The 26,093-nt window shown below is 63.3% G+C and carries 21 protein-coding genes; 5 read left to right on the top strand and 16 right to left on the bottom strand.

Annotated elements, in window-relative coordinates; all coding sequences use genetic code 11:
- Nucleotides 1-100: 100 nt before the first annotated feature.
- Nucleotides 101-1,801, bottom strand: coding sequence for a long-chain fatty acid--CoA ligase (locus GA0061105_RS07575; protein ID WP_092749730.1), 1,701 nt, complete (start codon nt 1,799-1,801; stop codon nt 101-103).
- Nucleotides 1,802-2,069: 268 nt separating this feature from the next.
- On the opposite strand from GA0061105_RS07575, the gene GA0061105_RS07570 reads away from it, so the two are divergent.
- Complete coding sequence (locus GA0061105_RS07570) at nt 2,070-2,462, top strand: PRC-barrel domain-containing protein (protein WP_064693645.1); 393 nt, start codon at nt 2,070-2,072, stop codon at nt 2,460-2,462.
- A gap of 214 nt (nt 2,463-2,676) precedes the next feature.
- Here GA0061105_RS07570 and GA0061105_RS07565 read toward each other — a convergent pair whose 3' ends face one another.
- From GA0061105_RS07565 to osmF, 6 genes are all read right to left on the bottom strand, one after another.
- On the bottom strand, nt 2,677-5,130 hold the full coding sequence (locus GA0061105_RS07565) for a glycoside hydrolase family 2 protein (protein ID WP_092749192.1): 2,454 nt from the start codon (nt 5,128-5,130) through the stop codon (nt 2,677-2,679).
- A gap of 63 nt (nt 5,131-5,193) precedes the next feature.
- On the bottom strand, nt 5,194-5,589 hold the full coding sequence (locus GA0061105_RS07560; protein WP_064693647.1) for a VOC family protein: 396 nt from the start codon (nt 5,587-5,589) through the stop codon (nt 5,194-5,196).
- A 47-nt stretch (nt 5,590-5,636) separates the two neighbouring features.
- The gene (locus GA0061105_RS07555; RefSeq protein ID WP_092749190.1) at nt 5,637-6,386 is read right to left on the bottom strand and encodes an ABC transporter permease; all 750 of its coding nucleotides are present in this window, start codon (nt 6,384-6,386) and stop codon (nt 5,637-5,639) included.
- Nucleotides 6,383-7,327, bottom strand: coding sequence for an ABC transporter ATP-binding protein (locus GA0061105_RS07550; RefSeq protein ID WP_092749188.1), 945 nt, complete (start codon nt 7,325-7,327; stop codon nt 6,383-6,385). The genes GA0061105_RS07555 and GA0061105_RS07550 overlap by 4 nt, the downstream gene beginning before the upstream one ends.
- Nucleotides 7,324-8,490: an ABC transporter permease gene (locus tag GA0061105_RS07545; protein WP_092749186.1), complete on the bottom strand. Its 1,167-nt coding sequence runs from the start codon at nt 8,488-8,490 to the stop codon at nt 7,324-7,326. The genes GA0061105_RS07550 and GA0061105_RS07545 overlap by 4 nt, the downstream gene beginning before the upstream one ends.
- Before the next feature lie 83 nt (nt 8,491-8,573).
- Nucleotides 8,574-9,482 (bottom strand): glycine betaine ABC transporter substrate-binding protein OsmF, encoded by a 909-nt coding sequence (osmF, locus tag GA0061105_RS07540; protein WP_064693651.1) that lies wholly within the window; start codon nt 9,480-9,482, stop codon nt 8,574-8,576.
- 405 nt (nt 9,483-9,887) lie between these two features.
- Here osmF and GA0061105_RS07530 point away from each other — a divergent pair, with 405 nt between their 5' ends.
- Nucleotides 9,888-11,126 (top strand): LysR family transcriptional regulator, encoded by a 1,239-nt coding sequence (locus tag GA0061105_RS07530; protein WP_092749184.1) that lies wholly within the window; start codon nt 9,888-9,890, stop codon nt 11,124-11,126.
- Nucleotides 11,123-11,848 carry a copper homeostasis protein CutC gene (locus GA0061105_RS07525; RefSeq protein WP_092749182.1) on the top strand — a complete coding sequence of 242 codons (726 nt, stop codon included), beginning with the start codon at nt 11,123-11,125 and terminating at the stop codon, nt 11,846-11,848. Before GA0061105_RS07530 ends, GA0061105_RS07525 begins: the two co-directional genes overlap by 4 nt.
- Nucleotides 11,849-12,085: 237 nt before the next feature.
- Here GA0061105_RS07525 and GA0061105_RS07520 read toward each other — a convergent pair whose 3' ends face one another.
- The 7 genes from GA0061105_RS07520 to GA0061105_RS07490 all read right to left on the bottom strand — a co-directional run bounded on the left by GA0061105_RS07520 (nt 12,086) and on the right by GA0061105_RS07490 (nt 20,258).
- Nucleotides 12,086-13,105: a zinc-binding alcohol dehydrogenase family protein gene (locus tag GA0061105_RS07520; protein ID WP_092749180.1), complete on the bottom strand. Its 1,020-nt coding sequence runs from the start codon at nt 13,103-13,105 to the stop codon at nt 12,086-12,088.
- Between the two features lie 221 nt (nt 13,106-13,326).
- Nucleotides 13,327-14,301 (bottom strand): ABC transporter permease, encoded by a 975-nt coding sequence (locus GA0061105_RS07515; RefSeq protein WP_064693656.1) that lies wholly within the window; start codon nt 14,299-14,301, stop codon nt 13,327-13,329.
- A 74-nt stretch (nt 14,302-14,375) separates the two neighbouring features.
- A complete protein-coding gene (locus tag GA0061105_RS07510; RefSeq protein WP_092749178.1) occupies nt 14,376-15,929 on the bottom strand; it encodes a sugar ABC transporter ATP-binding protein in 1,554 nt (517 codons plus the stop codon).
- A gap of 103 nt (nt 15,930-16,032) precedes the next feature.
- Nucleotides 16,033-17,022 (bottom strand): ABC transporter substrate-binding protein, encoded by a 990-nt coding sequence (locus GA0061105_RS07505; protein ID WP_064693658.1) that lies wholly within the window; start codon nt 17,020-17,022, stop codon nt 16,033-16,035.
- 208 nt (nt 17,023-17,230) lie between these two features.
- Nucleotides 17,231-17,677, bottom strand: coding sequence for an RbsD/FucU family protein (locus GA0061105_RS07500; RefSeq protein WP_092749176.1), 447 nt, complete (start codon nt 17,675-17,677; stop codon nt 17,231-17,233).
- Nucleotides 17,678-17,686: 9 nt separating this feature from the next.
- Nucleotides 17,687-18,706 (bottom strand): aldo/keto reductase, encoded by a 1,020-nt coding sequence (locus GA0061105_RS07495; RefSeq protein WP_092749728.1) that lies wholly within the window; start codon nt 18,704-18,706, stop codon nt 17,687-17,689.
- A 49-nt stretch (nt 18,707-18,755) separates the two neighbouring features.
- The gene (locus GA0061105_RS07490; RefSeq protein ID WP_092749174.1) at nt 18,756-20,258 is read right to left on the bottom strand and encodes a UxaA family hydrolase; all 1,503 of its coding nucleotides are present in this window, start codon (nt 20,256-20,258) and stop codon (nt 18,756-18,758) included.
- A 290-nt stretch (nt 20,259-20,548) separates the two neighbouring features.
- Here GA0061105_RS07490 and GA0061105_RS07480 point away from each other — a divergent pair, with 290 nt between their 5' ends.
- Nucleotides 20,549-21,448, top strand: a complete 900-nt coding sequence (locus tag GA0061105_RS07480; RefSeq protein ID WP_064693661.1) for a GntR family transcriptional regulator — start codon at nt 20,549-20,551, stop codon at nt 21,446-21,448.
- Between the two features lie 305 nt (nt 21,449-21,753).
- Nucleotides 21,754-23,697 (top strand): ABC transporter ATP-binding protein/permease, encoded by a 1,944-nt coding sequence (locus GA0061105_RS07475; protein WP_092749172.1) that lies wholly within the window; start codon nt 21,754-21,756, stop codon nt 23,695-23,697.
- A 218-nt stretch (nt 23,698-23,915) separates the two neighbouring features.
- On the opposite strand, the gene GA0061105_RS07470 is transcribed toward GA0061105_RS07475, so the two are convergent.
- On the bottom strand, nt 23,916-25,406 hold the full coding sequence (locus GA0061105_RS07470) for an MDR family MFS transporter (protein WP_092749170.1): 1,491 nt from the start codon (nt 25,404-25,406) through the stop codon (nt 23,916-23,918).
- 234 nt (nt 25,407-25,640) lie between these two features.
- Nucleotides 25,641-25,997, bottom strand: coding sequence for a hypothetical protein (locus GA0061105_RS07465; RefSeq protein WP_092749168.1), 357 nt, complete (start codon nt 25,995-25,997; stop codon nt 25,641-25,643).
- Nucleotides 25,998-26,093 lie beyond the last annotated feature (96 nt).

The raw sequence follows: 26,093 nt of genomic DNA, 5'->3' as shown, positions 1-26,093 counted from the left end.
TCGCTTTCTCGGGCGCAAATCAAGTTCAGCCACCGCTCCAATATGAAAAAAGCCACCCGCGGCAAGCGGATGGCTCTAATTTCATACGGTTGTCAAAAATTCAGCCGCGCAGGTCCTTGCGCAGGATCTTGCCGACCGGCGATTTCGGTAGTTCGGTGCGGAATTCGATGAAGCGCGGGCGCTTGTAATTGGTCAGATTGGCCGTGCAATGGGCTTTCACCTCCGCTTCCGTCAGGTTCGGATCCTTCCTGACGACGAAGAGCTTCACCGCTTCGCCCGAATGCCCATCCGGCACGCCGATCGCCGCGGCTTCGAGGATGCCGGCATGCATGGCGGCAACTTCCTCGACCTCATTCGGATAGACATTGAAGCCGGAGACGAGGATCATGTCCTTCTTGCGGTCGACGATCTTGGTGTAGCCGCGCTCATCCATGAAGCCCATGTCACCCGAGCGGAAATAGCCGTCTGGTGTCATCACCCGCGCCGTTTCCTCCGGCTTCTGCCAATAGCCGGCCATCACCTGCGGGCCGCGGATGCAGATCTCGCCGATTTCGCCGAGCGGCAGCGAACGGCCCTCCTCGTCGCGGATATCGAGTTCGGTGGAGGGGATCGGCAGACCGATCGAACCGGTGAACTCCGGTGAATCGAAGCGGTTGGCGGTGGCGACCGGCGATGTCTCGGAAAGTCCGTAGCCCTCGGTTATCGCCGTGCCGGTCATTTTCAACCAGCGTTCGGCGACCGGGCGCTGCACGGCCATGCCGCCGCCAAGCGACATGATGAGCGAGGAGAAATCGAGCTTGGCGAATTCGGCATTGTTCATCAGCGCGTTGAACAGCGTGTTGAGACCGGGGAAGATATGAATGTTCGACTTTCCGAATTCCTTGACGAGACCGGGAATATCGCGCGGATTGGCGATCAGGATATTGTGAGCGCCAAGCGACATGCCCATCAGCGAATTCACCGTCAGCGCGAAGATGTGGTAGAGCGGCAGCGCGCAGAGGAAATTCAGCACCTCCGGCTGTTTCTTGAGCTGGAAAGCCGACCGCAGCCAGAGCGACAGCTGCAGCTTGTTGGCAAGCAGGTTCTGATGTGTCAGCACGGCGCCCTTGGCCACGCCCGTTGTGCCGCCGGTATATTGCAGGAAGGCGATGTCGCCGCCCGCAAGGGTGACCGGCTGGAGCTTTTTTGCAGCGCCTTCGCGGAGCACCAGGCCAAAGCTCTTGTGCCCAGGGATCGACCAGGAGGGAACGAGCTTCTTCACCTTGCGGACAACGAAATTAACGACCAGCCCCTTCGCTCCCAGCATCTCTCCGAGCGAGGTGACGACCACGTGGCGAACATCCGTCTTGTTGAGGACCTGCTCGACGGTGCGGGCGAAATTCTCCAGCACGAAGATCGCCTTGGCGCCGGAATCGCGCAACTGGTGCTCGAGTTCGCGCGGCGTATAGAGCGGATTGACGTTGACGACCACCAGACCGGCCCGCAGGATCGCATAGGTTGCGACCGGGTTCTGCAGGACATTCGGCATCATCACCGCGACGCGGTCGCCTTTCTCGAGGCCGATGCTCTGCAGCCAGGCGGCGACCTTGCGCGTCTGGCTCTCCAGCTCGCGATAGCTCATCGCCTTGCCCATGCTCGAAAAAACCGTGCGGTCGGCGTAACGGGCGCAGGATTTCTCCAAAAGTTCGGCAAGGGAGGCATGTTCCGGCGGCGACAGTTCGGCCGGAACCACATCGGGATAGCTGGCAAGCCAGGGCTTGTCGGCTTTTGCTCCGTTCGGATGGACGGAAATGCTGCTCATCGTGTCTCTCTCTCTCTCCCTTGCGGCCGCCGCGCCGGTGCCGCGCCGATGGTCGACTTGGCACCAATTGACCGGAAGCATCCTCCATCTTCCAGTCCGGCAGCTTATGCCATCGCCTGAACGGTTCAAGCCGAATGAAGCTATACTAACCTTGACGTAAACGTCAACATTCACCGCGGCGCGGTCGTGGAAAGGACAGGGAACTTTGGGTCGGCCATGGCGTTGACCCTTCATACCAACCACGAGGAAAACACCAAAGGAGGTTCAAATGTTGAATCAGGACACCGACGCCAGCCGCCGCGACCCGAACACTACGGAAACACATTCGCTGATCGCCAGCGACCGCGTCGAAGGCACCCGGGTCTATGGTGCGGATGGCCGCCATATCGGCTCGATCGAACGCCTGATCATCGGCAAGCGCGACGGCCGCGTCGCCTACGCCGTGCTGAGCTTCGGCGGCTTCCTGGGCATCGGTCACGATCACTATCCGCTGCCTTGGGAAAAGCTGAATTACGACACCCAGCTGGACGGCTACCGCATCGACCTGACCAAGGAGCAGATCGAAGGCGCACCCAGCTATTCGGACGATGACGACACCTGGTACAACGACAATGGCCGCCGAGTGTATGATTATTACGGCGTGCCACCCTACTGGATGTAATCTCGTCCGATGGACCGAGCTGGAAGGGCCCCGTTGGAAGCGGGGCCTTTTGGTGTTTGGTGACGGCAGGCTGCCCTCACCCCAACCCTCCCCCGTTCTGACGGGGAGAGGCGACGTGCCCTGCAAGACCTAGATGGGGACGGAGAGGGTGCGGCATGTCCCCCTTCGCCCCGTTTACGGGGAGAAGGTGCCGGCAGGCGGATGAGGGGCTTTTTCAGCGACCCGCGACAAGATCATTGGCGGAACGCAGCGTGACGCCTACGGCAATGTCTTCCGCTGCGATCGCCTTCGCCGTCTTCACTACAAACACATGGCTCTCGCCCGGCAGCAGCGTCACCAGCATCGTGTCGACGACGGCGTCGGGGTCCAGCCGATCCACCATCAGGCAGAGATCCTTGAGGAAATTCTGAGCGGTCACTTTGACGGCATAGCCGCCGTCGGTCGCTGTGACCTCGACCGCCAGCCGCGGCGCCGGCAAGGCGAGTTCGATATCCTCGACAAAATAATGAAACGCCCGCCGGTCGAGCATGTCGACGACAACCACCTCGTTCGCCGGTAAGTCTGGCCTGACGATATCATCGGGCAACAAAAATTCCTTCGCCTCGAAGCGGTCGCAGAGCAGGCGCCAGAATTCGAATTCGGCAAGCACGCTGCCGTCGAGCTTCAGACGTCTGCCGCTGATCTTCGCCCGCCAGAACAGCGTCCTCTCGTTGACGGCGACCGCGGTCAGTCCGCCGCCGCGGGGCTGGATCGTCAGCAGGCGCGGATCGTAGGCTGATTTCAGCGCATACCAGAGCGGCTTGCGGCGTCCGGCCGAGTCGAGTGCCGCCCAGGAGGTCACCGGCCAGCAGTCGTTGAACTGCCAGACCACCGCGCCCTTGCAGATATTCCGATGCGAGCGCAAGTGCTCGATGCCGAAGCGGATGGCGCGGGCCTGGTTGAGCTGGGTGGCGAAGTGCCAGTCCTCCATTGTCTTTGGCTCCGGCAGATGGCCGGCAAGGCCGCGGATCAGCTTGTCATTGCCGAGCGTCGCCTTCTGATGGTGGAAGACGCCATTCGATTGCGGCGTCAGCGGCTGATCATGCACGCTTTCTTCGAGCGTCGCCCAGGCAGGCGGCGCCTGCCAGCCGAATTCGGAGCAGAAGCGCGGGATATAGTCGCGGTAGACCTCGCAGCCGACATCGTTCCACACGTCCCAGATATGTTTGCAGCCGTGTCCGTCGGCGTTCGGCTCGATCTCCATCGAGCCGGAATAGGGGCTGCCGGGATAATAGGGCCGGTCAGGGTCTAGCTCAGCGCAGAGCCTCGGCAGCAGGTCGAGATAATAGCCGAGCCCCCAGCTCTCGCCGGCCTTGATGATCGGCCGCCAGCCCCATTCGTCGAAGCCCCAGATATTCTCGTTGTTGCCGTTCCAGAGGATCAATGAGGCATGCGGCATCAGCCGTATGATATTGTCGCGCACCTCCGCCTCGACCTCGCTTCGAAGCGGCTCCTCCTCCGGATAGGCGGCGCAGGCAAAGAGGAAATCCTGCCAGACCAGCATGCCCACGCGGTCGCAGGCCGCGTAGAACTCATCCGCCTCGAAGATGCCGCCGCCCCAGACGCGAAGCATGTGGATATTGGCCGCCTTCGCCTCCTCGATTCGGGCGGCGTAGCGGTCGGCCGTCATCCGCGAGGGGAAACAATCGTCGGGGATCCAGTTGGCGCCTGCGATGAACAGCGGCACGTCGTTGATGATGAAGGTGAAGGCCGAGCCGTGCGCGTCGGCAGAGGTATCAAGTCTGAGCGAACGGAAGCCGAGCTCGCGCTCTAAGCGGTCGAGCTGATCGCCGCTGGCCTCGTCGATCAGCGTGAGCGTCAGCGGATAGAGCGGCTGCGCGCCGAGATGATGCGGCCACCAGAGCTGCGGCGAGGGCAGGCTGATCTCGAAAGAAACCTCGTCTTCGCCGGCCCCGACCGCCACCGAGGTCGACGCATCGCCGATCTCGGCGACCAGTCGGCACGGCCCGGCATTGCCGTGGCGCGCCAGCCTCGCCTGCACCGTCACCAGCCCGTCGCCGCCGGCAAGGGTGGCCGACACCCGTGTTTCGGCGAGCCGCGCCCGCTCCCAGCTCTCTAGCCTGACCGGCTTCCAGAGACCCGCCGTCACCAATGTCGGCCCCCAGTCCCAGCCGAAGTTGCAGGCCATCTTGCGCATCAGATTGCCCGGGCCCGGATAGTTGTTGGGCCGGTAGCCGTAATGCTTCTCCATCTCCGCGCCATAGGCGTAGGCCGAGCGGAAGGTGACGCAGAGTTCGTTGGCGCCGGTCTTGAGCAGTTCGGAAACATCGAAACGGTAGGTGCGGTGCATGTTGAATGTGCGGCCGATCTCTTCGCCGTTGAGGCTGATGACCGCGATCGTATCGAGCCCGTCGAAGACGAGTTCCTGCATTCTGCCATCGTCAGGCGTCGCCTCGAAGCGGCAGCGATAGGTCCACTCCGCCCGGCCGATCCAGTCGTTGGTGATCTCGTTGACGTCGATATAGGGATCGGGGATCAGCCGGCTGGCGAGAAGGTCGGTATGGACGCATCCCGGCACCGTCGCCGGTATCGCATCCGGCAGGTCGGGTCTTGCTGTATCGTTGCAGGTGAGAGTCCAGCCGGAATTGAGCGCATTCTTCTCGATCATGGCGGGCTCCTGGTTATGCCGCTCGAAGCTGTGGGATTAGGTGGGTCGGAAGATCGCGCGCGGTCAGAGAAACCGGCCGTGTCGCTGCAGCACTTCGATCTTGTAACCGTCGGGATCGCTGACGAAGAAGAACAGGCCGAACAACTTGCCGTCGCGGTTGAGCTCCACCAGCTCGCTTGGTTTGAGCCCGAGTCTAACCATGCGCTCGCGCTCGATGGCGACTTCTTCGACCGAGACGGCGAGATGGCCATAGCCTTTGCCGAGATCATAGGGTTCGATGCGGCCCTTGTTGACGGTCAGCTCCAGCTCGAAGCCGGTCTCGGCATTGCTGAGATAGATCAGCGTGAAGGTGTCGAAGTCGACACGGTCGGCGACCGAGAGGCCGAAGGCCTTGCTGTAGAAGTCGACCGAGCGCGCCTCGTCGAGAACGCGGATCATGGAGTGGATCATCTTCGCCAAGGCGGCCTCCCGTTGAATCGATCACCGCAGCCTTGGTAGCGGTCCCCTTACGCCGCGCGCAAGCCGATTCTTCGCGTGATCGCCGCTTCGACGAGACCCATGGCGTCATAGATCAGCACCGCCATCAGGCCGACGATCAGCCCGCCCTGCAGGATGAAGGCGGTATTGTCCGATATCAATCCGGCGATGATCACTTCGCCAAGGCCCTTTGCCGCAACCGTCGAGCCGATCGTCGCCGTGCCGATATTGATGACGGTCGCGACCTTCAGCCCTTCGAGGATCAGCGGCAGCGCGAGCGGCAGCTCGACGCGCGCCAGCCGCTGCGTGCCGTTCATACCCATGCCGTCGGCCGCGTCGAGCACCTGCGGCGACACCTGCTTCAGGCCGGCGACGGTGTTTTCGAAGATCGGCAGCAGGCCGTAGAGGAAGAGCGCGATCAGCGTCGGCATAGCGCCGAAGCCGGTGGCCGGCACGGCGAGCGCCAGCACCGCGACCGGCGGAAAGGTCTGGCCGGCATTGGCGATGGCGCGCGACAGCGGCAGAAAGTCGGCGCCGCTTTTCCGCGTCACGAAAATGCCGCCGACAACCGCAAGCACGGCGCTGCAGGCGATCGAGCCGACAACGAGCTGCAGATGGCCGACGGCGAGTGAGGCGAGGCTGTTCTGCGTATAGACGGCGGGCGCGTTGTTGCTGGTCAGCGGCGTAAACAGGAAGGAAAGCCACTCCGTCCTGAACAGCAGGACGAGCAGCAGGGCCAGTGCGGCCAGCCGGAAGAGATTGGCGACGACGAGTTTCATGCCTTGCGGCCCAGTTCGAGCAGCCGCGTCATCGAGATCGACCCGACAGACGCCTTCGCACCGTCCTGCACGGCCGCTTCATCAACCCCCTGCCAGATCATTTCGGCCAGTGCATCGCGCAGGCTGAGCGACTGCGGCAGGGCATAGGCGAGACCGCTCTTGGCCGGTTCCATGCTCTCCTTCAGCGGCAGCAGCGACATCAGCTTCAGCGCCCTGTCGGAGGTGCCGGTCAGTTGCTGCACGAAGGGATCGGCCGGTTCGGTCAGGATCTTTTCCGGCGTCGAGCATTGCAGCAATCTGCCCTGGCTCATCACCGCGATCTGGTTGCCGAGATGGAAGGCCTCGTCCATGTCGTGGGTGACGAGGATGATGGTGGTGCCGAACTGCTTCTGGATCGCCAGAAGATCGTCCTGCGCCTTGCCGCGGATGACCGGATCGAGCGCGCCGAAGGGCTCGTCCATCAACAGCAGTTCCGGCTCGGCCGCGAGCGCCCGGGCGACGCCGACGCGCTGCTGCTGGCCGCCGGAAAGCTGATGCGGATATTTGTCGGCGAACTCAGCCGGATCGAGGTTGAAAAGCCCGAGCAGCTCCTCGACGCGGGCGGCGATGCGTCTGGAATCCCATTCGAGCAGCTGCGGCACGGTTGCGATATTCTGCGCCACGGTCCGATGCGGAAACAGCCCATGCCCCTGGATCGCATAACCGATCCGCCGGCGAAGCTCGGTCACCTCGACATCCATCACGTTCTGGCCGCCGACGAAGATCTGGCCCTCGCTGATCGGCACCAGCCGGTTGATCATCCGCATCAACGTCGATTTGCCGGAGCCCGATGTGCCGACGACCACGGTGATCTCGCCCTTCTCGACCTTCATCGAGACCTTGTCGACGACGGTGGCGGTACCATAACGTTTGGTGACGTTGCTGATCTCGATCATGCTCATGCGGCGGGTCCCCGGATGCTGTCGATGACCGCATCGAGGATGACGGCCGATGAGAAGGCGAGGAAGACGGTCGGCACGGCGCCGAGCAGGACGAGGTCCATCGCCGTCTGGCCGAGCCCCTGGAAGATGAAGATGCCGAAACCGCCGCCGCCGATCAGCGCGGCAATCGTCACCATGCCGATTGCCTGCACCAGCACGATGCGGATGCCGGTGAGGATCACCGGAAAGGCGAGCGGCATGTCTATGCCGGTGAGGATCTGCCGGCGCGTCAGCCCCATGCCGGCGGCGGCATCGCGCACGGCGGGATCGACGCCCTGAAGGCCAACGACGGTATTGGCGACGATCGGCAGCAGCGAATAGAGCACGAGTGCAATCAAGGCAGGCGCCGTGCCGATGCCGCGAATGCCGATGGCGGCGGCAAGCGGTACATGGGTGGCGAGGTAGCCGAGCGGCAGCATCAGCAGGCCGAACAGCGCCAAGCTCGGGATCGTCTGGATCAGGCTGAGGCCCTGCAGCACGGCCGCGCGCAGCTTCGGCACCCAGAAACACAGTATGCCGAGCGGCAGGCCGAGAATGATGGCGATAACGAGAGAGCCGAGCGCCAGCAGCAGATGCGAGAATGCCTCGGTCTCAAACTGTGCCGACCGCGTCGAGAATTCCTTCATGATCGACAGGCTGTCGAGCAGGCCGGAGGCGAGGAAGGCGAAGAGCAGCGCCGTATAGAGAGCAAGCGCTGCCACCCGCATCCAGGGCGCCAGCCGGATCTTGACCAGCGCATCCGATATGATGAGCCCGATCACCGCAAAAAGCACCCAGAAACCGCCCCCGGGCGTCATGCGCGCCACCGTGCTGCCGGGCGGCGTCGCCGCGGTCGAGACCAGGCCGATGGCGGCGATCAGGGCGGCAAGGCAGAGGGTGGCGATGACGAGCCGCGCCGTGGCATTTCGGAGAAACAGAGTGGCGAAGGCGGTCAGGACAAGAAAAGCGGTGAGCACAATGACGGAGGGCTGGGGAAGAAGCTGCATCAGCAGCATCGGCTTGCCGGCGGCGATGCGGTTCGCCTTAACATAGATGAAAGGCATCAGTGCCGTCGCCGCAATGCCGCCCGCCACCAGAACCACGCCGAGCCGATCCAGCCTGCGGACCGTTGAGCTTTCTTCCATCAATCCAACCCTGTCTGGCCGACCCTGTCTCGCCTGTCGGCAAGGGGAGAGGCTCCGCCCGCGACGGGGCGGAGCGGCAATGTTTACTTCAGAAAGCCTTTTTCCTTGAGATAGGCTTCAGCGACGGACTTTGCCGGCTCGCCGTCGACCTGGATCTTGGCGTTCAGCTTGCGCAATTCGTCGGCGCTCAGGCTCTTGAAGATCGGCGAGAGGATTTCCTCGATCTTCGGATTGGCCTTCAGCACCTCCTCGCGGATGATCGGGGTCGGCGCATAGACCTGCTGCACGTTCTTGTCGTCCTCGAGAACGGTGAGCTCGGCCGCTTCGATCGCGCCGTCCGTGCCGTAGACCATGGCGGTGTTGACGCCGTTCGTCTGGTCGGCGGCCGCCTTGATCGTCGCCGCCGTATCGCCGCCGGAAAGGACGACCATCTGGTCGGGCTTCAGCTGGAAGCCGTAGGTCGTTTGGAAGGCGGGCAGCGCGCCGGCCGAATTGACGAATTCGGAGGAAGCCGCAAGCTTGGCAGTACCTCCGCCGGCGACCCATTTGCCGAAGTCCGTCAGGCTCTTCAGCTTGTTGGGCTCGGCGACGTCATTGCGCACGGCAAGCGCCCAGGTGTTGTTGGCAGGCGACGGCGTCAGCCAGACGATCTTGTTGGCGTCGTAGTCGAGCTTCTTCGCCAGCTCATAACCCTGGTCATTGTTCTTCCAGGCGGCGTCATCGGCCTTGTTGAAGAAGAAGCCGGCGTTGCCGGTATATTCGGGGTAGATGTCGATTTCGCCGGCGGTGATCGCCTTGCGCACCACCGGTGTGGCGCCAAGTGCGATACGATCCTGCGTCTTGATGCCGTTGGCTTCGAGCGCCAGCGCGATGACATTGCCGAGCAGCGTGCCTTCGGTGTCGATCTTCGATGAGACGACGACGTCGGCGGCCTGAACCGCGCCCGCTGCGAAAGCGGAGAGCGAAACGGCAAGTGCGAGTTTCTTCAGCATGGAATATCCCCTTTTAAAAACCGTGATGAGGCCCAAGCCGGCAAGGCTTGCGCGCAGGAACTCCGGCGGCGAGGGCGGTGAGGCCGCCATCATCCGAATTGCGTGCGTCATGGAAATAGCGTGCCCTTCGGAAAAATCGATGCAAGCCCTCTCCAGTATTTGCGCTAGCGCCAAGATTATGGCGGCGAACGCAGCTCGGCGCGCGGAAAGCCATTCCCTTTTCCAGGGCCGGCGCGATTTGTTTTTGTTCCCTCGCGTGTTTCCGCGCTGTTTCCGGTGCTCTCCCGCGGATAACCGCCGCCCGGATTATGACGGCGACGATAGCCCGGCTCTTCCACAGCAGGGATATCTTTTTTCGTGAACACATCATATCGTCCGGTTTTTCCAGCGCTTTCCGGAGCCCCTTTGCATCTCGGCGCCCTGTTCATAACCCACCACGTCCTGACCTCCGGTTCGGTCCGCGAGACCGCGCGCTGCTTCCAGCTATCGCCGTCCACCGTATCCGCGGCACTCCGCAATGCCGAGACCGCACTGGCGATGAAGCTGACGGAACGCGCTTCCGGCGAACTGGTGACGCTGATCGCGAGCGCCGGGGTGCTCGAAGGCCTGCAGCCGATTACGGCCGCAATCGGCGAACTCGGAAAATTCGCAGGCGGTGACGCTTCCGGGGCCAGCGAAGCCTGGGCGTCGCGCATTCCGATCAAGATCGCCACGACGGAGCGATTTCTGGAAGTCGCCGATCAGGGCAGCATCAACCGCGCTGCCCGCCGCCTTCGTCTCGGCCAGCCGCAGCTTTCGCTTCAGCTTGCCAATCTTGAGAAGTTTCTCGGCCGCCGCCTGTTCGAGCGGCAGGCGCAGGGCTCGGTGCTGACCGAGGAGGGCAGACGCGCCTACCAGATCTTCATGGCGATCAGCCAAGCGTGGAACGATCTGAAATCGGCCGCCGACGAGCGCTACCGGCGCACCGCCCGATCGCTGCGCATCGGCTCGATCATCCCGACAGGATCCGAAAGCTGGGTGGCGCGCTGCCTTGGCCTGCTCGTTTCTGAATGGAATGCGCGCCGCAGCAACAATGCGATTTCGCTGGTCTCGATGACCGCCGACGATCTGCGCGAGGCGCTGAAGAGCGGCCGCATCGACGTTGCCATCCTGGATTCGGTCTTCGGCCTTGAACACTTCCGGCATCGCGAACTCCTGCAGACCGACATGGTGATGATCGCGCCGCCCCAAAGTACGCAATCCTCGGTCGCCGATCTCGTCGCCGCTCATGCGATCTGCATGCCGAGCCCGCGCACCGGCCTCGGCCACGCGGCCATGGCCTTCAGCGAAGAGCGCGCGCCCAACCGGCGCTTGCGCAGCCGGGATATCACCGCGGCGGATTCGCTGCCTGTCATCGTCGACCTCGTCGCCAACCATGGCTACGTCTCCTTTCTCGGGCGCGTCAGCGCTACGCCGATCGCCGACAAGGTGCGCATCGTCGATCTCGACGAGCATCTGCCGATGTCCTATCACGTCGCCTTCAATCACCGAAAAGCCGCTGCCGATGCCTGCGAGATGATCATCGCGGCGGCCGCCAGAATGACCTCGGAACCTGCCGCGCACATTACGAGGCAGGTCGACGGAGCCAGGGAGACTGCAGCGTGACGATCTTGCTGGAAGTCTGCGTCGACAGCGCCGCGGGCCTTGCCGCCGCAATCGAAGGCGGTGCCGGCCGCATCGAGCTCTGCTCCGCGCTGGAGCTCGGCGGCCTGACGCCGCTGCCGAGCCTGATGCGGGTCGCCGCCCGGGCGCCCATTCCCGTTTACGCGATGATCCGCCCGCATGCCGGCCCCTTCCTGTTCGATCGCATCGACGAGGAGGCGATGATGCTCGATATCGACGCGGTGCGCGCCGCCGGCCTCGCCGGCGTCGTCATCGGCGCCAACCGCCCGGACGGCACGCTCGACATGCCGCTCATCCACCGCCTGAAGGCGCATGCGGCGGGCCTGGGCTCGACGCTGCATCGCGCCTTCGACCTAGTGCCGGATGCCGATCGGGCGCTGGAACAGGCCGTCGAACTCGGCTGCGAACGCATCCTTACCTCCGGCTGCGCGCTGAAGGCGGCGGACGGGCTCGATACGCTGAAGCGTCTTTCAGAGAAAGCGGCCGGCCGCATTTCGATCATGCCCGGCAGCGGCATCCGCCCCGAGAATGTCGTCGAGATATTGCAGGCAACCGGTGCCCGCGAAGTGCACGGCTCCTGCAGCTCGCCCGTCGAAAGCCGCGACCCGCGCGCGGTGGCGTTCGGCTTCGAGGCGAAGAGCACGAACCGAACGGATGTCGCAGTGGTCAGGGCGATGTGTAAGGCGATCGAGGCGATGGGTTAGAGAGCGTGGCTGACACGCACGCAGTGTTCAGAAAATGCCCCTCACCCTAACCCTCTCCCCGCTTGCGGGGCGAGGGGACGTGCCAAACGAGGCATGGGTGGGGGATCGAGAGATTGCGGCTATCCCCCTTCGCCCCGTTTACGGGGAGAAGGTGCCGGCAGGCGGATGAGGGGCTGGCCTCACCGATCCGAGGTGGTAGCCTTTGGCGCCACCATTCCACGCCATCCTGAAATCGCCCTACCCACCGACCCGGATCACCGCCTTGATCAGCCCGCTCTTCTCATGCGCCCAGCGCGCGAGGTCGCGCGGCGCGTCGACGAGTGTCGTGCGGTGGGTGATGAGCTTTTCCACCGGCACCAGGCCTTTGGCAATCGAATCGGCCACATGTTCGAAATCGACGCGGGTGGCGTTGCGGCTGCCGATCAGCATCATCTCGCGCTTGTGGAATTCCGGGTCGGCGAAGCGGATATCGTCCTTGACGACGCTGACCAGCACCAGCGCGCCGCCATGGGCGACGAAGGAGAAGGCTTTTTCCATCGACGGACCGTAACCCGTCGCGTCGAACACCACGTCGAAGCCGTCGCCGCCGGTCTTTTCCCTGATGGCATCCGCCGTTGCCTCGTTGGCGATGATGCCGGAGGTGAAGCCGAAACGTTCGGCCGCCATTTGCAGCCGTTCGGCGCTGGTATCGAGCAAGGTGACGTCATGGCCGGCGATGCGCGAGAAGATCGCCGCGCCGAGCCCGATCGGGCCGGCGCCGATGACGAGCGACCGTGCACCTGCGCCGGCGAGCGAGCGGCGTACCGCATGGGCGCCGATTGCCAGAAATTCCGTCGTCGCCGCCGCCTCGAGGCTGAGACCCCTGGCGGGATAGAGATTGTCAGCCGGAACCGAAATCTCCTCGCAGAAGGCGCCGTCGGTATGGACGCCGAGTACTCTGATATTGGTGCAGCAATTCGGCTTGCCCTGGCGGCAGGCGACACATTGACCGCAGGAGAGGTAGGGGTTGACGATCACGGGCGTGCCGGCCGCAAGCGCCACGCCGTCACCGGCCTCGATCACCGTCGCCGAGATCTCGTGCCCCATCACCCGGGGATATTCGAGGAAAGGGTGCTTGCCCTCGAAGATATGATAATCCGTGCCGCAGATGCCGACATGGCTGACGGCCAACCGCACCCAGCCGGGCGCCGGTGCGGCGGGTGATGGGCGTTCGACAATGTCGAGCACGCCGGGTTCCCGGCAAACAACTGCTTTCATGACGGGTCTCGCATTCTTCGTTGTTACTCTGTGTCGTGCCGCTGCTGTTCGGTTCAGGCGGATAGCTGCCCCTCACCCTAGCCCTCTCCCCGTAAACGGGGCGAGGGGACGTGCCAAACGAGGCGTTGGTGGGGACCTAGAGGTTTCGGCTATCCCCCTTCGCCCCGTTTACGGGGAGAAGGTGGCGGCAGCCGGATGAGGGGCAGGCGTCGACCTCCTGCTCAGTTGCTCTTGCGGCGGCGCAGCTGGTCGAAGAAGACGATCACGATGATCAACAGACCGGTGATGATGCGCTGCCAGAAGGAGTTGACGTTCAGAAGGTTGGCGCCGTTATTGATGGTGGCGAGAATGAAGGCGCCGATCAGCGGGCCGTGCACGGAGCCGACCGCGCCGAACAGGCTGGTGCCGCCGATGACGGAGGAGGCGATCGCCTGCAGTTCCCAGCCGTCGGCCTGCGTCGCATTGCCGATCGCGATGCGCGAGGCGAGCAGCACGCCGACGAAGGCGGCAAAGCCGGCCGAGAGGATATAGGCGAGATAGATCATGCCCTTGACGTTGACGCCGGAAAGCCGCGCGGCTTCCGCATTCGAACCGACCGCGAAGAGATAGCGGCCCCAGCGGCTCAGATGCAGGAAGACGAAGGAGGGGATCGCCACCAGAATGACCATCCAGAACAGGCTGGGAATGCCGAGGAAATCGGCGCGGGCGAAATTGCTGAACCCTTCGTCGGTGATGCTGATCGTCGAGCCGTTGGTAATCAGCAGGCCGATGCCGCGCAGCGACGTCAGCGTTGCCAGCGTGATGATGAAGGGAGGCAGGCCCATATGGACGATGCCGAAGCCGTGGAAGGCGCCGATCGCCACACCGATGGCGAGCGTCAGCACGATCGCTGCCCAGAGCGGCACGCCCGCCTGCAGGAGCCAGGCGATGATGACGGTGCAGAAGCCGACGATTGCGCCGACCGACAGGTCGATGCCGGCGGTAATGATGACGAAGGTCTGGCCGAGCGCCAGGATCGCCGTCATCGCGCCTTGGCGCAGCAGGTTGGAGATGTTGAGCGGCGTCCAGAAGCTGGCGGTGACGAAGCCGAGCACGATCCAGAGGAAGATCAAGAGCCCGATCAGGGTCAGGCCGAACAGGATGTTCATTTTCCGGCGTGGCGGCGGCGCGACGATTTCGGTGGGGGTGACAGTCATGTATTTTCTCCCTCTTAGAGCACCTCCGTTTTCTCCGAACCGCGGAGATGCTCTATCAATTTGTTTTCTCGTGCTCAGACGCCGATCGCTTCGCTGAGCACTTGTTCATGCGTCGCCGCGTGGAAATCATGGCTCGCGACAAGCTTGCCGGCGCGGAAGACGTGCAGCCGGTCGGCCAGTTCGTAGACTTCGGGCAAATAGGAGGAGATCAGGATGATGCCGGCGCCCTCCTTCAGAAGCTTGGCGAACAGCCGATAGATTTCCGCCTTGGTGCCGACGTCGACGCCGACTGTGGGTTCGTCGAAGATGAACAGCCGGGCGCCGTGGCTCAGCCACTTGCCGATGACGATCTTCTGCTGGTTGCCGCCCGACATGCTGGAGGCGGGAACCCGCCGGCTCGGCGTCTTGATGCTGAGATCGCGGATCTGCCGGTCGGCATTGGCCGATTCGCGCGTATGGTTGATCACCGGCCCGTGGCTGAGGCGCCCGAACACCGGCAGGTTGATGTTGAGGCCGATCGGCAGGTTGAGGCAGAGCCCCTGGTCGCGCCGGCTTTCGGGCGCGAGCGCAATGCCGAGCTCCATTGCGGTGCGTTCGTTGCGAATATCGACGCGTTTGCCCATCCAGTGGATCTCGCCGGCGCTGGTCGGCTGGCGCCCGTAGAGGCCGAGCGCGAATTCGCTGCGGCCGGCGCCGATCAGCCCGTAGAGCCCGACGATCTGTCCGGCTTTGACGCTGAGCGAGACATCCTCGAAGCCCGGGCCAGAAAGGCCCTTGACCTGGACGATCGTCTCGCCCAAGGCGATCTCTTCCTTGTGGTAGATCTGCTCGATCGAGCGGTTGATCATCAGCGCGATCAGCTCGGCATCATTGGTTTCGCCGATCAGGCGCGTGCCGACATGCGTGCCGTCGCGCAGCACCGAGACACGGTCGGCCAGTTCGAAGACCTCCTCCATGCGGTGGCTGATATAGACGATGGTGACGCCTTCGCCCTGCAGCCGGCGGATCAGCTTGAAGAGCTGCGCCGATTCCTGGCGGGTGAGATAGGCGGTGGGTTCGTCGAAAATCAGGAACTGCGTGCCGCGCATCGCCGCGCGCGCCGTCGCCACCAGCTGCTGCTGGCCGATCGTCAGGGAGCTTAAAAGCGCGCCGGCCGGCAGGCCGAAGCCGAGATCGTCGAGCACGGCCTGGGCCATTTTCTCCATCTGCTTCTTGCGCATCAAGCCGTAACGGTTGACCTCGTCGCCGAGGAAGAGGTTGGCGGCGACCGTCAGGTGCGGGCAGAGCACGACTTCCTGGTGAACGGCGTTGATGCCGCGGGCGATCGCCTCGTTCGGCGTCGACAGCCCCACCGGGTGGCCGCACCACAATACCTCGCCCGCCGTACGGGTGATGACGCCGGTCAGCAATTTGATCAGGGTGGATTTGCCGGCGCCGTTTTCGCCGACGATGGCGTGGATCTCTCCGGCCAGGAAGGTCAGCGTCGCCGGCTTCAGCGCCTGCACATGACCGTAATTCTTCTGCAGGCCCTTCAGTTCGAGGATAGGCGATCCGGCCGGGATGCGATTGGCTTCCTTCAGCGTGGCGCTGTCATCATGGCGATGACTGACCTCTTCCAGTCCGATCATGGACCTCTCCTCCTCTTGTCGCTTCTGCTCTCCACCCTGGGAAACATACCATGGATGGAAAAGGCCGCGCCGGTTTTTGAAGCCGGCGCGGCCGTCTGTCGTTTTACTTGATCTTCGGGTTCAAGAGCGCGTCGATCTTCGGATCGGCCATATTCGCCTTGGTCACGAGGTTGGCGCCGGTGTCGACATTTTCCGGGACCTTCTCGCCCTTGGAGACGGCAAGCGCGGTCTTGATGCCGTCATAGCCCATGCGATAGGGGTCCTGGACGACGAGGCCGGCGATCGCGCCGTCCTTGAGGAAGCCGACCGTCTTGTCGTCGCTGTCGAAGCCGATGACCTTGATCTTGTCGCCGAGCTTGTTTTCGGCAATCGCCTGGCCGACGCCCTGCGCCAGGATCAGGTTGGAGGCGAAGACGCCGACGAGGTTCGGATTAGCCGTGATCAGGTCGGTCATCATGTTCAGGCCGGTGGTCGCCTGGCCGTCACCATACTTGTCGGCGATGACCTTGAGGCCCGGATATTTGGTTTTCACCTGATCCAGGAAGCCTTCGCGGCGCTGCTCCAGCGAGCCGACGCCGGGAAGATTGGTGAGGATGACGATCTCGCCTTCTTCCTTGCCCGTCATTTCCTTGATGGCGGCGGCAAGGCCGTCGGCGGCGATGCGGCCGCCCTGCACGTTGTCGGTCGTCAGGAACGACTTGAATGCCTTGGAGTCGGCGCCCGAGTCGATGCCGATGATCGGAACCGACTTGGCGGCCTCGTCGATCGGCTTGCCGAGTGCCTTGAATTCGGTCGGCGAGATGACGACGGCGGCCGGCTTGCCGGCAACGGCGTTCTCGAGGATGCTGATCTGACCGTTGATGTCGGATTCTGCCTGGGCGCCGAGCTCCGGCACGTTGACGCCGAGATCCTTGCCGGCCTTGCGGGCGCCGGCCAGAACGATCTGCCAGTAGAAGGACGTCGTATCCTTGACGATGATCGGGATCGTCACGTCGGCGGCAGAGGACGTGACCGGCATCGCCGTGGCGATGACGGCGGCGCCTGCCAGCGCGGTGAAGGCGCGGCGAGACAGAAGGGATTTCACGATGCTCATAAGGGTTCTCCTCTCAGGATGCGTTCTCCTCCAATAAACCGGACCGCTGAACGCTGGCGGAGGGTTTTTATCGATAAAAAACATTTGCAGGCAGAAGCTAGCCGAGGCGCAATCAAATTGCAAGGGTGTCGATCGCGCTTTTTTACTCCGGAAAACTCCTCCCAAGCGACTGATTTTATTTCAATACAACGATAACCTAAAGTAGCTATCAGCTGAGATCGACCTCGTGCGGATGCACGACGCCTTGTTTCAAAATCAAGTTGCCGTACAGCCGGAATTCGGTCGTCGCCACGATATAGGCCGCCTTGCGCGCCATCGCATAGAAGGCGAAACGCTCCACCGGCACGATCGTAAAATCGCCGGCGCGTTGGGCGACGATCTCCTGGAATTCGGCGCAGACCTCGGGCACAGCCTGCGGGTCGCCGACCACCTCCATCCGCCACGCCGTCTCCGGCACGAAGGTGTCGAGCGGCATATGCGTCAGGATCGCCTCGGCCATCGCGGTCGCGCTGACGCCGTCGGCGCGGATGACCGGCGGACCCATCGAGCCCGCCGGGAAATTGGCGTCTGCGATGACGATGTCGTCGCCATGCCCCATCGTTTTCAGCGCATGGAGCAGGTCCGGCCCGAGCAGCGGATGAATACCCTTCAGCATAGTACCTCCTCAGACCCGGACCGCTTCGGCGCCGAGTGGCGGCGCCACCAGCGTATAGGGCTCGAATTCGGCAAAGATGCCGTCCGCAAGCGGCGGCTCGACGATCTCCATGTTGCGCGTCAGGCTCGACGGCTTCGCCGTGCCGATCAGCACCGAGGCGACGATCGGGTCACGCAGCGGAAACTGCATGGCGGCGGCTGCGAGCGGCACGCCGTGACGCTTGGCGATCGTCTCCATGGCGCCGACCTTTGCGAGCACATCCGCATCTGCCGGCATATAGTCGAAATGCGAGCCCGGCACAGGGCCGGTGGCGAGAATGCCGGAGTTGAAAACGCCGCCGACGACGAGCGATGTGCCCTTCTGCCGGCAGAGCGGCAGCAGCTCCTCCACCGCCGAACGATCGAGCAGCGTATAGCGGCCGGCCAGCAGGATGCAGTCGAGATCGGCATGGCGCATGACGTCGAGGCAGACGGGCACTTCGTTGACGCCGAGGCCGAAGGCGGAGATCGCGCCGGAGGAGCGCAGTTCCTCCAGCGCCTTGATGCCGGAATCGAGAAGCTGCTTCTGGTAGACGGCGTTCTTCGCCGCGCCATGCGTATAGACGCCGATATCGTGCACGTAGAGGATGTCTATGCGGTTGAGGCCGAGTCGGGCATAGCTGAACTCGACCGAGCGCATGATGCCGTCATAGGAATAGTCGTAATCGGCATCGAAGGAGAGCGGATCGACATAGCTGTAATCGGGCACGGTTCCGGTCGGTACCGGCCGAAGCAGCCGGCCGACCTTGGTGGAAAGCACGTAAGAGCCGTCCGGCTGGTCGCGCAGGAAATCGCCAACGCGCCGTTCGGCAAGGCCGAGCCCGTACCAGGGGGCGACGTCGAAATAGCGGATGCCGCTGTCCCAGGCAGCCTGCAGCGTTGCCATCGCCTGCTCACGCGGGCAGGCGCGGTAAAGGCCGCCGAGGGGAGCTGCGCCGTAGCTGATTTCCGTCACCTCAAGCCCGGTCTTGCCGATCCGTCTCGTCTTCATCATGCTTCCTCGGGAACTGCGTAAAAACAAAAGGTTAGGTTATCGCAATCTAGAGCGTGGCGCCGAGATGCCAAGGCACGAACTCGTTATCGCCGTAACCGAAGATTTCGCTCTTCGTCTTCTTGCCCGAGGCCGTATCGACGATCAGTTCGAAGATCTCGCGGCCCTTGCCGCTGATCGTCGCATCACCGGTGGCGATCGTGCCGCAATCGATGTCCATGTCCTCCTCCATCGAGGCATAGAGCGCCGAATTGCTCGACAGCTTCAAGGACGGCGCCGGCCGGCAGCCGAAGCAGCTGCCGCGGCCTGTCGTAAAGGCGATCATATTGGCCCCGCCCGCCACCTGGCCGGTCGCCGAGACCGGGTCGTAGCCGGGTGTGTCCATGAAGACCAGGCCGGGGGCGGTCACCCGCTCGGCGTAACCGTAAACCGCCGTCAGCGGCGAGCGGCCGCCCTTGGCAACCGCGCCGAGCGATTTTTCCAGGATGGTGGTGAGCCCGCCGCGCTTGTTGCCGGGCGACGGATTGTTGTCGAGCGAGGCGCCGTGCAGGGCGACATAATCTTCCCACCAGGCGATTTTCTCATCGAGCTTTTTCGCCACCTCGTCGCTGACGGCGCGGCTGCGCAGCAGATGTTCGGCGCCATAGATTTCCGAGGTCTCCGACAGGATCGCCGTGCCGCCGGCCGCGGCGAGGAGATCGGCGGCGACGCCGAGCGCCGGATTGGCGGTGATGCCGGAAAAGCCGTCCGAGCCGCCGCATTGCAGGCCGATGATGATCTCGCCGACCGAGATCGGCACTCGCTTTTCCTTGCCGACATCGGCGGCGATCTCGCGCAACACGCCCATGGCGCGCTCGACCGCGCGGCGCGAACCGCCGGCATCCTGAATGTTGAAGTGCCGCTTGGAGGCGCCGGCACCGCTCTGGCCGTAAAGCGTCAGCTGATTGACCTCGCAGCCGAGGCCGATCATCAGCACGCCGCCGAAATTGACGTGCCTTGTATAGCCGGCAAGGGTCCGGTGCAGCACGTTCATGCCGTCGCCGGTCGAGCTCATGCCGCAGCCCTGGTCGTGCACGATCGGCACGAAGCCGTCGATGCCGTCGTAATGCGGCAGGATCGTCCGGTTCGCCTCGTCGGCGATCGCCCGGCAGACCGTGGTGGAACAGTTCACGCTGGCGATGATGCCGATATAATTGCGGGTCGCCGCCCGGCCGTCGGCCCGCCGATAGCCCATGAAGGTGCGGGCCTTGTCTTCGGCCGTCGCCGTTTCCGGCGCGGAATTGGCGGTCGCCGCCAGCCGATCGTTTTCGAAATGCAGGTTGTGGCTGTGCACATGGTCGCCGGCCTTGACCTCGGCGGTGGTGCGGCCAATCGCCTGCCCGTACTTCACGACAGGGCTGCCGAGCGGAATATCCGCAATCGCCACCTTATGGCCGGGGTCGATCTTCTGGCGAGCCTCTATGCCGGCAACCGTCGAGCCCTGTGCGATGGCTGCCGTTGCGACCGCGACATTGTCTCCGGCCGAGAGGATGATCCAAGGCTGTTTGTTCAATCTCTTCTCCCTTGAGCATGCTGCCGAAAACGCTGAGCGTCTTCGGACGAAATCATGCTCCTGCTCTAAGGAAACGCCCGCTGCATCGGCGATTGCGCATTGATTTTGTTTTTTATCTACAATAAACATTTTCAAGTCAACGGGAATATTGATCCTGTGGACGAGGGAGGCAAGGCGCCGCAGGCGGCCGGAAATCAGATAAAGGTCGTCCGGCAAGCCCTGGGTTCGGCTCCGTCCCGCTGTTCGAGCGGGAGTGGTCGCTGCGCACCCGGGCGGAAAGCGGGGGTCTGATGGCAAGGCAGAACACGGTCTTCAAGGAAGCGTATAATCGCTACGCTGCCGCGTTGCGCACCGATACTGCGCTGCCCTCGGAGCCGGAGATCGCTGCCCAGCTCGGCGTCAGTCGCTCGACGGCCCGCGCCATTCTGACCCGCCTCAGCGAGGAAGGCATTATCCGCTGGAACAAGCGCCAGAAGACCGTGCTGCGCCAGCCGACCGACCGCGATCTCTTTCCCTCCGAAGAGACGGATTCGCTGCATGACATCATAGAGCGCAGCTTCATGCAGCGCATCTTGGCCGATGATGCCGCCCCCGGCATGCAGATCAACGAGCTGGAGCTTGCCCGCGAGATCGGCACCGGCACGACGAGCGTGCGCGAATTCCTGATTCGCTTCTCCCGCTTCGGCCTGATCGAGAAGCGGCCGAACAGCCATTGGACGCTGAAGGGTTTCACCCGTGAGTTCGCTCTGGAACTTGCCGATGTGCGCGAAATGTTCGAGCTGCATTCGGCTGCCGAGTTCGGCCGGCTTCCCAAGGACAATCAGGCCTGGGCAGATCTCGCCGCCATCCGCGACGACCATCTCGCCATGCTTGGTGACATCAATCAGCGCTTCCGCGATTTCTCTGTCCTCGACGAGCGCTTCCATCTCTTGATCCATCGTGCCTCGAAGAACCGCTTCATTGCCGATTTCTACGACGCGATCGCCATCGTCTTCCACTATCATTACCAGTGGAACAAGACCGCCGCCCGCGAGCGCAACGAGCGCGCCATCCACGAGCACCTCGACTATATCGCCGCACTCGAATCCGGCGACCAGGCAGCGATCGAGAATGCCTGCCGCGTGCACCTGCACTCCGCCCGCCAGACCCTGCTGCAATCGCTGCCGCAGACTGTGAGTGATAACGCCTGAGCCGAGTACGTCGGCAAACGTCTGGGCCGATGCGGATCCTGCTTCACCCCTATTGAAACAGGCTCCGATGCACGTGTGCGATCTCCCGCGACGATCCTGGAAGAGCAAGTTGACCTGGGAAAACCACCTCTGCTGCCGCCAGCCCTGCCGAACGGACGCTGGCTGATTTCGTGAGCACCTATCGCTATTGGGCCGTTCTCGTCTGCGCCGTCGTTGCTGCCGGTTTTCTGCCGGCGCCTGGCTCCGATACCATCTCCGGCGCCGGCGCCATGAAACCTTCTGATTTGTAAGTCGTTATCGTGCTTATGACCGACGTTAAATTCACCCCGAAATCGGTCGACGGCACCGAGGAGGACGGTGCCGAGAAGTCGCGCCAGGAGCCGACTGTCGAGGTCGCGCCGCCGCCAGATGTCATCGAACCCAGTCCGGAGCTCACGCTTGAGGAGGCCGAGCAGGCGCGCAAACGATATTTGCTGAGGCGTTTCTGGATCAGCGCCCGCCGTTACTGGGGCAGCGGTGGCGACAGGCTCGCCTGGCCGTGCTCGATCGGTCTGCTGACGATGATCTGCATGAATGTCGGCTTCCAATATGGGATCAATCGCTGGAACCGCGGGATCTTCGACGCCATAGAGCGACACGATGCCGCCACCGTCTATTACCTCAGCGCCGTCTTCGTGCCGCTCGTGCTCGGAAGCGTCGCCCTTGTCACCGCCCAGGTCTATGTTCGCATGATGATCCAGCGCCGCTGGCGCTCCTGGCTGACGACCGCGGTGATCGCCCGCTGGCTCGCAAACGGTCGTTATTATCAGCTGAACCTGATCGGCGGCGATCACAAGAATCCCGAGGCGCGCATTTCGGAGGATTTGCGGATTGCCACCGAAGCGCCGGTCGATTTCATCGCCGGCGTTATTTCCGCCTTTCTGTCGGCCTCGACCTTCATCGTGGTGCTGTGGACGATCGGCGGGGCGCTCACGCTTCCGATCGCAGGGACGACGATCACCATCCCCGGCTTTCTCGTCGTCACTGCGGTTCTTTATTCCGTGATCACCTCAACCGTGATCGCGGTCATTGGCCGCCACTTCGTCCGGGTTTCCGAGGTCAAGAACCAGGTGGAGGCCGAGCTTCGTTACACGCTGACGCGTGTGCGCGAAAACGGCGAGAGCATCGCTCTGCTTGGCGGCGAGAAAGAGGAGCGCAACGACCTCGACAAGACATTTTCCAATGTGCTCAGGCAATGGGCGCTGCTTGCGCGCCAGCACATGCGCACGACCTTCGTCTCCCACGGCTCGATGCTGATCGCGCCTGTCGTGCCGCTCCTTCTATGCGCGCCGAAGTTCCTTGCAGGGGGCATGACGCTTGGCGAAGTGATGCAGGCCGCCTCCGCCTTCGCCATCGTTCAGAACGCGTTCGGATGGCTGGTCGACAACTACCCGCGTCTTGCAGACTGGAACGCCTGCGCGCGGCGAGTCGCCTCGTTGATGATGTCGCTGGACGGGCTTGAGCGCGCCGAACAGAGCGACGCCCTGAGACGCATCAAGCATGGTGAAACCCGAGGCAATGCGATCCTGAACTTGAACGATCTGTCGGTGTCTCTCGACGACGGGACCGCAGTCGTCAAGGAAACCCAGGTCGAGATCGCGCCGGGCGAGCGGGTGCTCGTGGCTGGAGAATCCGGCTCGGGCAAGAGCACGCTGGTGCGCGCCATCGCCGGTCTCTGGCCCTGGGGTCATGGCAGCGTCGATTTCCACGGCGACCGGCGTTTGTTCATGTTGCCGCAGCGGCCCTATATCCCGTCCGGGACGCTTCGCCGCGCAGTGGCATACCCCCGCGCCGCCGACAGCTGGACGCCCGAGGAAATCAAGGCCGCCCTTGCCAAGGTGGGGCTCGACTATCTGAACGAGAAGATCGAGGAGGACGCGCCGTGGGACCAGATCCTGTCGGGCGGCGAAAAACAGCGGCTCGCCTTCGCGCGGCTGCTGTTGCACAACCCCGATATCATCGTGCTTGACGAAGCGACCTCGGCGCTCGATGAGAAGAGCCAGGACAAAATGATGGAAATGGTGATCGACGAAATGCCGACGGTGACCATCATCAGCGTGGCGCATCGGGCCGAGCTGGAAGCCTTCCATAGCCGCAAGATCACCCTGGAGCGCCGCGAGGGCGGCGCAAAGCTCGTCAGCGATATCGATCTTGTCCAGCGCAAGGGAAGACGAAACCTGATCCTGCGCGTTTTGGACAGCCGCCGCTAAGGCATTCCAGGAAAAAGGACGAAGCGGTGTTCCGTGGTAACGTGAATACCCGCGACGTCATCCTCGCCCCTGTGCCGAGGATCTGAACACCCGAATAAGTGCCCGACGGAAAACGGTTTCCCGAAATCACCGTGCTCAGATGCTCGGCACAAGGCCGAGCATGACGGAGGGGACGTTGTCAACGAACTGCCAGGCGCTTTCCCTGAGGAGCAACCTTATCAATGCGAGGCCGCCTCGCTTGCCGCCGCCGGCTCTTCGTGCGTCTGGCGATCACCGACCGGGATCAGCCAGGTGGTGAAGAAGGTCAGCACCGCGACGACGACCACACCCCAGAAGCTCCAGTGCAGGGCTGCGTCGAAGATGGTGCGGATCGCCGGATCGGCGGCGAGCGTCGAGAGCCCGGTCGGCTGGTTCAGCGCATTATGCAGGGCTGCCGCCGTCTCGCCGCTCGCATGGTGGCTGATGCCGGCATTGAGGATGGCGCCGAGCACCGTGGCGCCGAGCGTATTGCCGAGGCTGCGGGCAAAGATGATCGAGGCCGTGGCGCTGCCGCGCATCGACCATTCGACACTGTCCTGCACCAGCACGATGCTCGTCAGGCTGATCAGGCCCATGCCGAAGCCCATGAAGAAGGAGCCGGCGCCGGCCAGAACCGGCGAACTTTCGGGCGTCAGGAACAAAAGGAAGCAGGCGCCGAACGGAAACATCAGGCTGCCGACGCGCAGTGTGCGGCGAATGCCGAAGGTCCGGTAGAAGCGGCTCGAGAGCATCACCGCCAGGGGCCAGCCGACGATGAGCATGGTGAGCGTGAATCCGGCGACGATCGGGGTGCGGCCGAGCACGCCCTGAACGTAGATCGGCAGGATCGTGGAAAGCCCGATCAGCGCCATGCCGGCCAGCAGCGTCGCCGCGTTGCTGGTGGCGATCAGCCGGCGGCTCCAGAGCGCGATCGAAATGATCGGCTCCGGCGCCCGCCTCTCCTGGGCGAGGAAGCAAATGCCCGAGACGACGAAGAGGGCGAACAGCGACAGCAGGATCCAGGCGCTCGCACTGGTTTCCGTCAGCATGACGAGCAGCGCGACGATCGAGATCGAAAACAGCACCGATCCGAGATAATCGATCCGCGCCTGCTTGTGCGCGACGTCCTCCTTCAGGAAGATCATGAAGGCAACGATCGAGACGATGCCGATCGGCAGGTTGATCCAGAAGATCCAGGCCCAGGAAAAGGTGTCGACGATGATGCCGCCGGCAAGCGGCCCGACGACGGCCGACGTCGCCCAGACGGTCGCCATCGCGCCCTGCACACGACCGCGTTCCTCGAGCTTGAAGAGGTCGCCGATGATCGTCATCGTCACCGGCTGAATCGCGCCGGCGCCGAGCCCTTGAAGCAGGCGGAACAGCACCAGCGACATCATCGACCAGGCAAAGCCGCAAAGGGCCGAGCCGGCGAGGAAGATGAGGATGCCCCCGATCAGGACCGGCTTGCGCCCGAAAATATCGGAAAGCTTGCCGTAGATGACCGTCGTCGTCGACTGCGCCAGCAGGAAGGCCGAAAAAACCCAGCTGTAGTAGGAAAAGCCGCCGAGCTCTCCGACGATGCGCGGCATCGCGGTCGCCACGATCGTCGCTTCGATGGCAACCATGAATGTCGCCACCATGATGGTCGCGACCACGAGCACGCGGTTCGAGCGATGCGCTGCATTCGACATGACGGTCCTCTTCGGGTGCTCCGCGGACGCCGGAAGTATCGGCAGGCTGGCTGGGTGTGGCGATCGCCATGTGCGGAGGGATGCTGTTCTTGTACGACCTCGATGCGGGCCGGTAAAGCAATTCTGGTGGCCGCTATCGTTTTTGCGCGACGTCAGCGGCGGCAGTTGAAATGAAAGCCCGGCGCATTATCGGCCAGGCCTTCATCTTGTCGGGAGCCGGGCGCTCGCCGCTTCCTACTGCTGGCATGCCTCGCTCATCGAACCGCTACCGTCGGTGCAGCCAGGCGTCTGCTGAAGATCCGGATTGACGCCTCCGGGATTGATCGTGCTGCGGCCGCTGTTGAGGTCGACGCCACCACCGCCGCTCGTGCTGCCGGTGGTGCCGGGATCGGTGCCGATGGACCCCGAACCGGCTGAGCCCGTACCGGCGGAGCCGGCACCAGTCGAACCCGCGCCTGTATTGCCGGAGCCGCCGATGATGGGCGCCACCGAAAGCCGCCCGCTGGAATTCGCACCGCCGGCCGTCTGGGCCAAGGACGAGCCGGCAAGGCCGATCGAAAGGAGGGATATTGCGATGAGTTTGCAGGACATGGTCTTCTCCATCCTTGTTGTCTCAAGGGGGAAACCTGTCCGGAAGCGGCATGTTCCTTCCCGACATTGTGCTGTCGAAAGGACGCTGTGCCTGCC

It is taken from the genome of Rhizobium aethiopicum, assembly GCF_900094625.1.
In the GTDB taxonomy this organism is placed as follows: Bacteria; Pseudomonadota; Alphaproteobacteria; order Rhizobiales; family Rhizobiaceae; genus Rhizobium; species Rhizobium aethiopicum.
The sequence above is the reverse complement of the archived record's forward strand: the minus strand, read 5'-3'. Positions and strand labels throughout refer to the sequence as shown.

Bases quoted from the DNA above. Each gene is read 5' to 3' on its own strand.
- GA0061105_RS07555 (WP_092749190.1), bottom strand. From the start codon at position 6,386: ATGAAACTCGTCGTCGCCAATCTCTTCCGGCTGGCCGCACTGGCCCTG.
- GA0061105_RS07545 (WP_092749186.1), bottom strand. From the start codon at position 8,490: ATGGAAGAAAGCTCAACGGTCCGCAGGCTGGATCGGCTCGGCGTGGTT.
- GA0061105_RS07470 (WP_092749170.1), bottom strand. From the start codon at position 25,406: ATGTCGAATGCAGCGCATCGCTCGAACCGCGTGCTCGTGGTCGCGACC.
- GA0061105_RS07505 (WP_064693658.1), bottom strand. From the start codon at position 17,022: ATGAGCATCGTGAAATCCCTTCTGTCTCGCCGCGCCTTCACCGCGCTG.
- GA0061105_RS07515 (WP_064693656.1), bottom strand. From the start codon at position 14,301: ATGACTGTCACCCCCACCGAAATCGTCGCGCCGCCGCCACGCCGGAAA.
- GA0061105_RS07575 (WP_092749730.1), bottom strand. From the start codon at position 1,801: ATGAGCAGCATTTCCGTCCATCCGAACGGAGCAAAAGCCGACAAGCCC.
- GA0061105_RS07475 (WP_092749172.1), top strand. From the start codon at position 21,754: ATGACCGACGTTAAATTCACCCCGAAATCGGTCGACGGCACCGAGGAG.
- GA0061105_RS07465 (WP_092749168.1), bottom strand. From the start codon at position 25,997: ATGTCCTGCAAACTCATCGCAATATCCCTCCTTTCGATCGGCCTTGCC.
- GA0061105_RS07520 (WP_092749180.1), bottom strand. From the start codon at position 13,105: ATGAAAGCAGTTGTTTGCCGGGAACCCGGCGTGCTCGACATTGTCGAA.
- GA0061105_RS07500 (WP_092749176.1), bottom strand. From the start codon at position 17,677: ATGCTGAAGGGTATTCATCCGCTGCTCGGGCCGGACCTGCTCCATGCG.
- GA0061105_RS07565 (WP_092749192.1), bottom strand. From the start codon at position 5,130: ATGATCGAGAAGAATGCGCTCAATTCCGGCTGGACTCTCACCTGCAAC.
- osmF (WP_064693651.1), bottom strand. From the start codon at position 9,482: ATGCTGAAGAAACTCGCACTTGCCGTTTCGCTCTCCGCTTTCGCAGCG.
- GA0061105_RS07550 (WP_092749188.1), bottom strand. From the start codon at position 7,327: ATGAGCATGATCGAGATCAGCAACGTCACCAAACGTTATGGTACCGCC.
- GA0061105_RS07510 (WP_092749178.1), bottom strand. From the start codon at position 15,929: ATGATCGGACTGGAAGAGGTCAGTCATCGCCATGATGACAGCGCCACG.
- GA0061105_RS07480 (WP_064693661.1), top strand. From the start codon at position 20,549: ATGGCAAGGCAGAACACGGTCTTCAAGGAAGCGTATAATCGCTACGCT.
- GA0061105_RS07495 (WP_092749728.1), bottom strand. From the start codon at position 18,706: ATGAAGACGAGACGGATCGGCAAGACCGGGCTTGAGGTGACGGAAATC.
- GA0061105_RS07570 (WP_064693645.1), top strand. From the start codon at position 2,070: ATGTTGAATCAGGACACCGACGCCAGCCGCCGCGACCCGAACACTACG.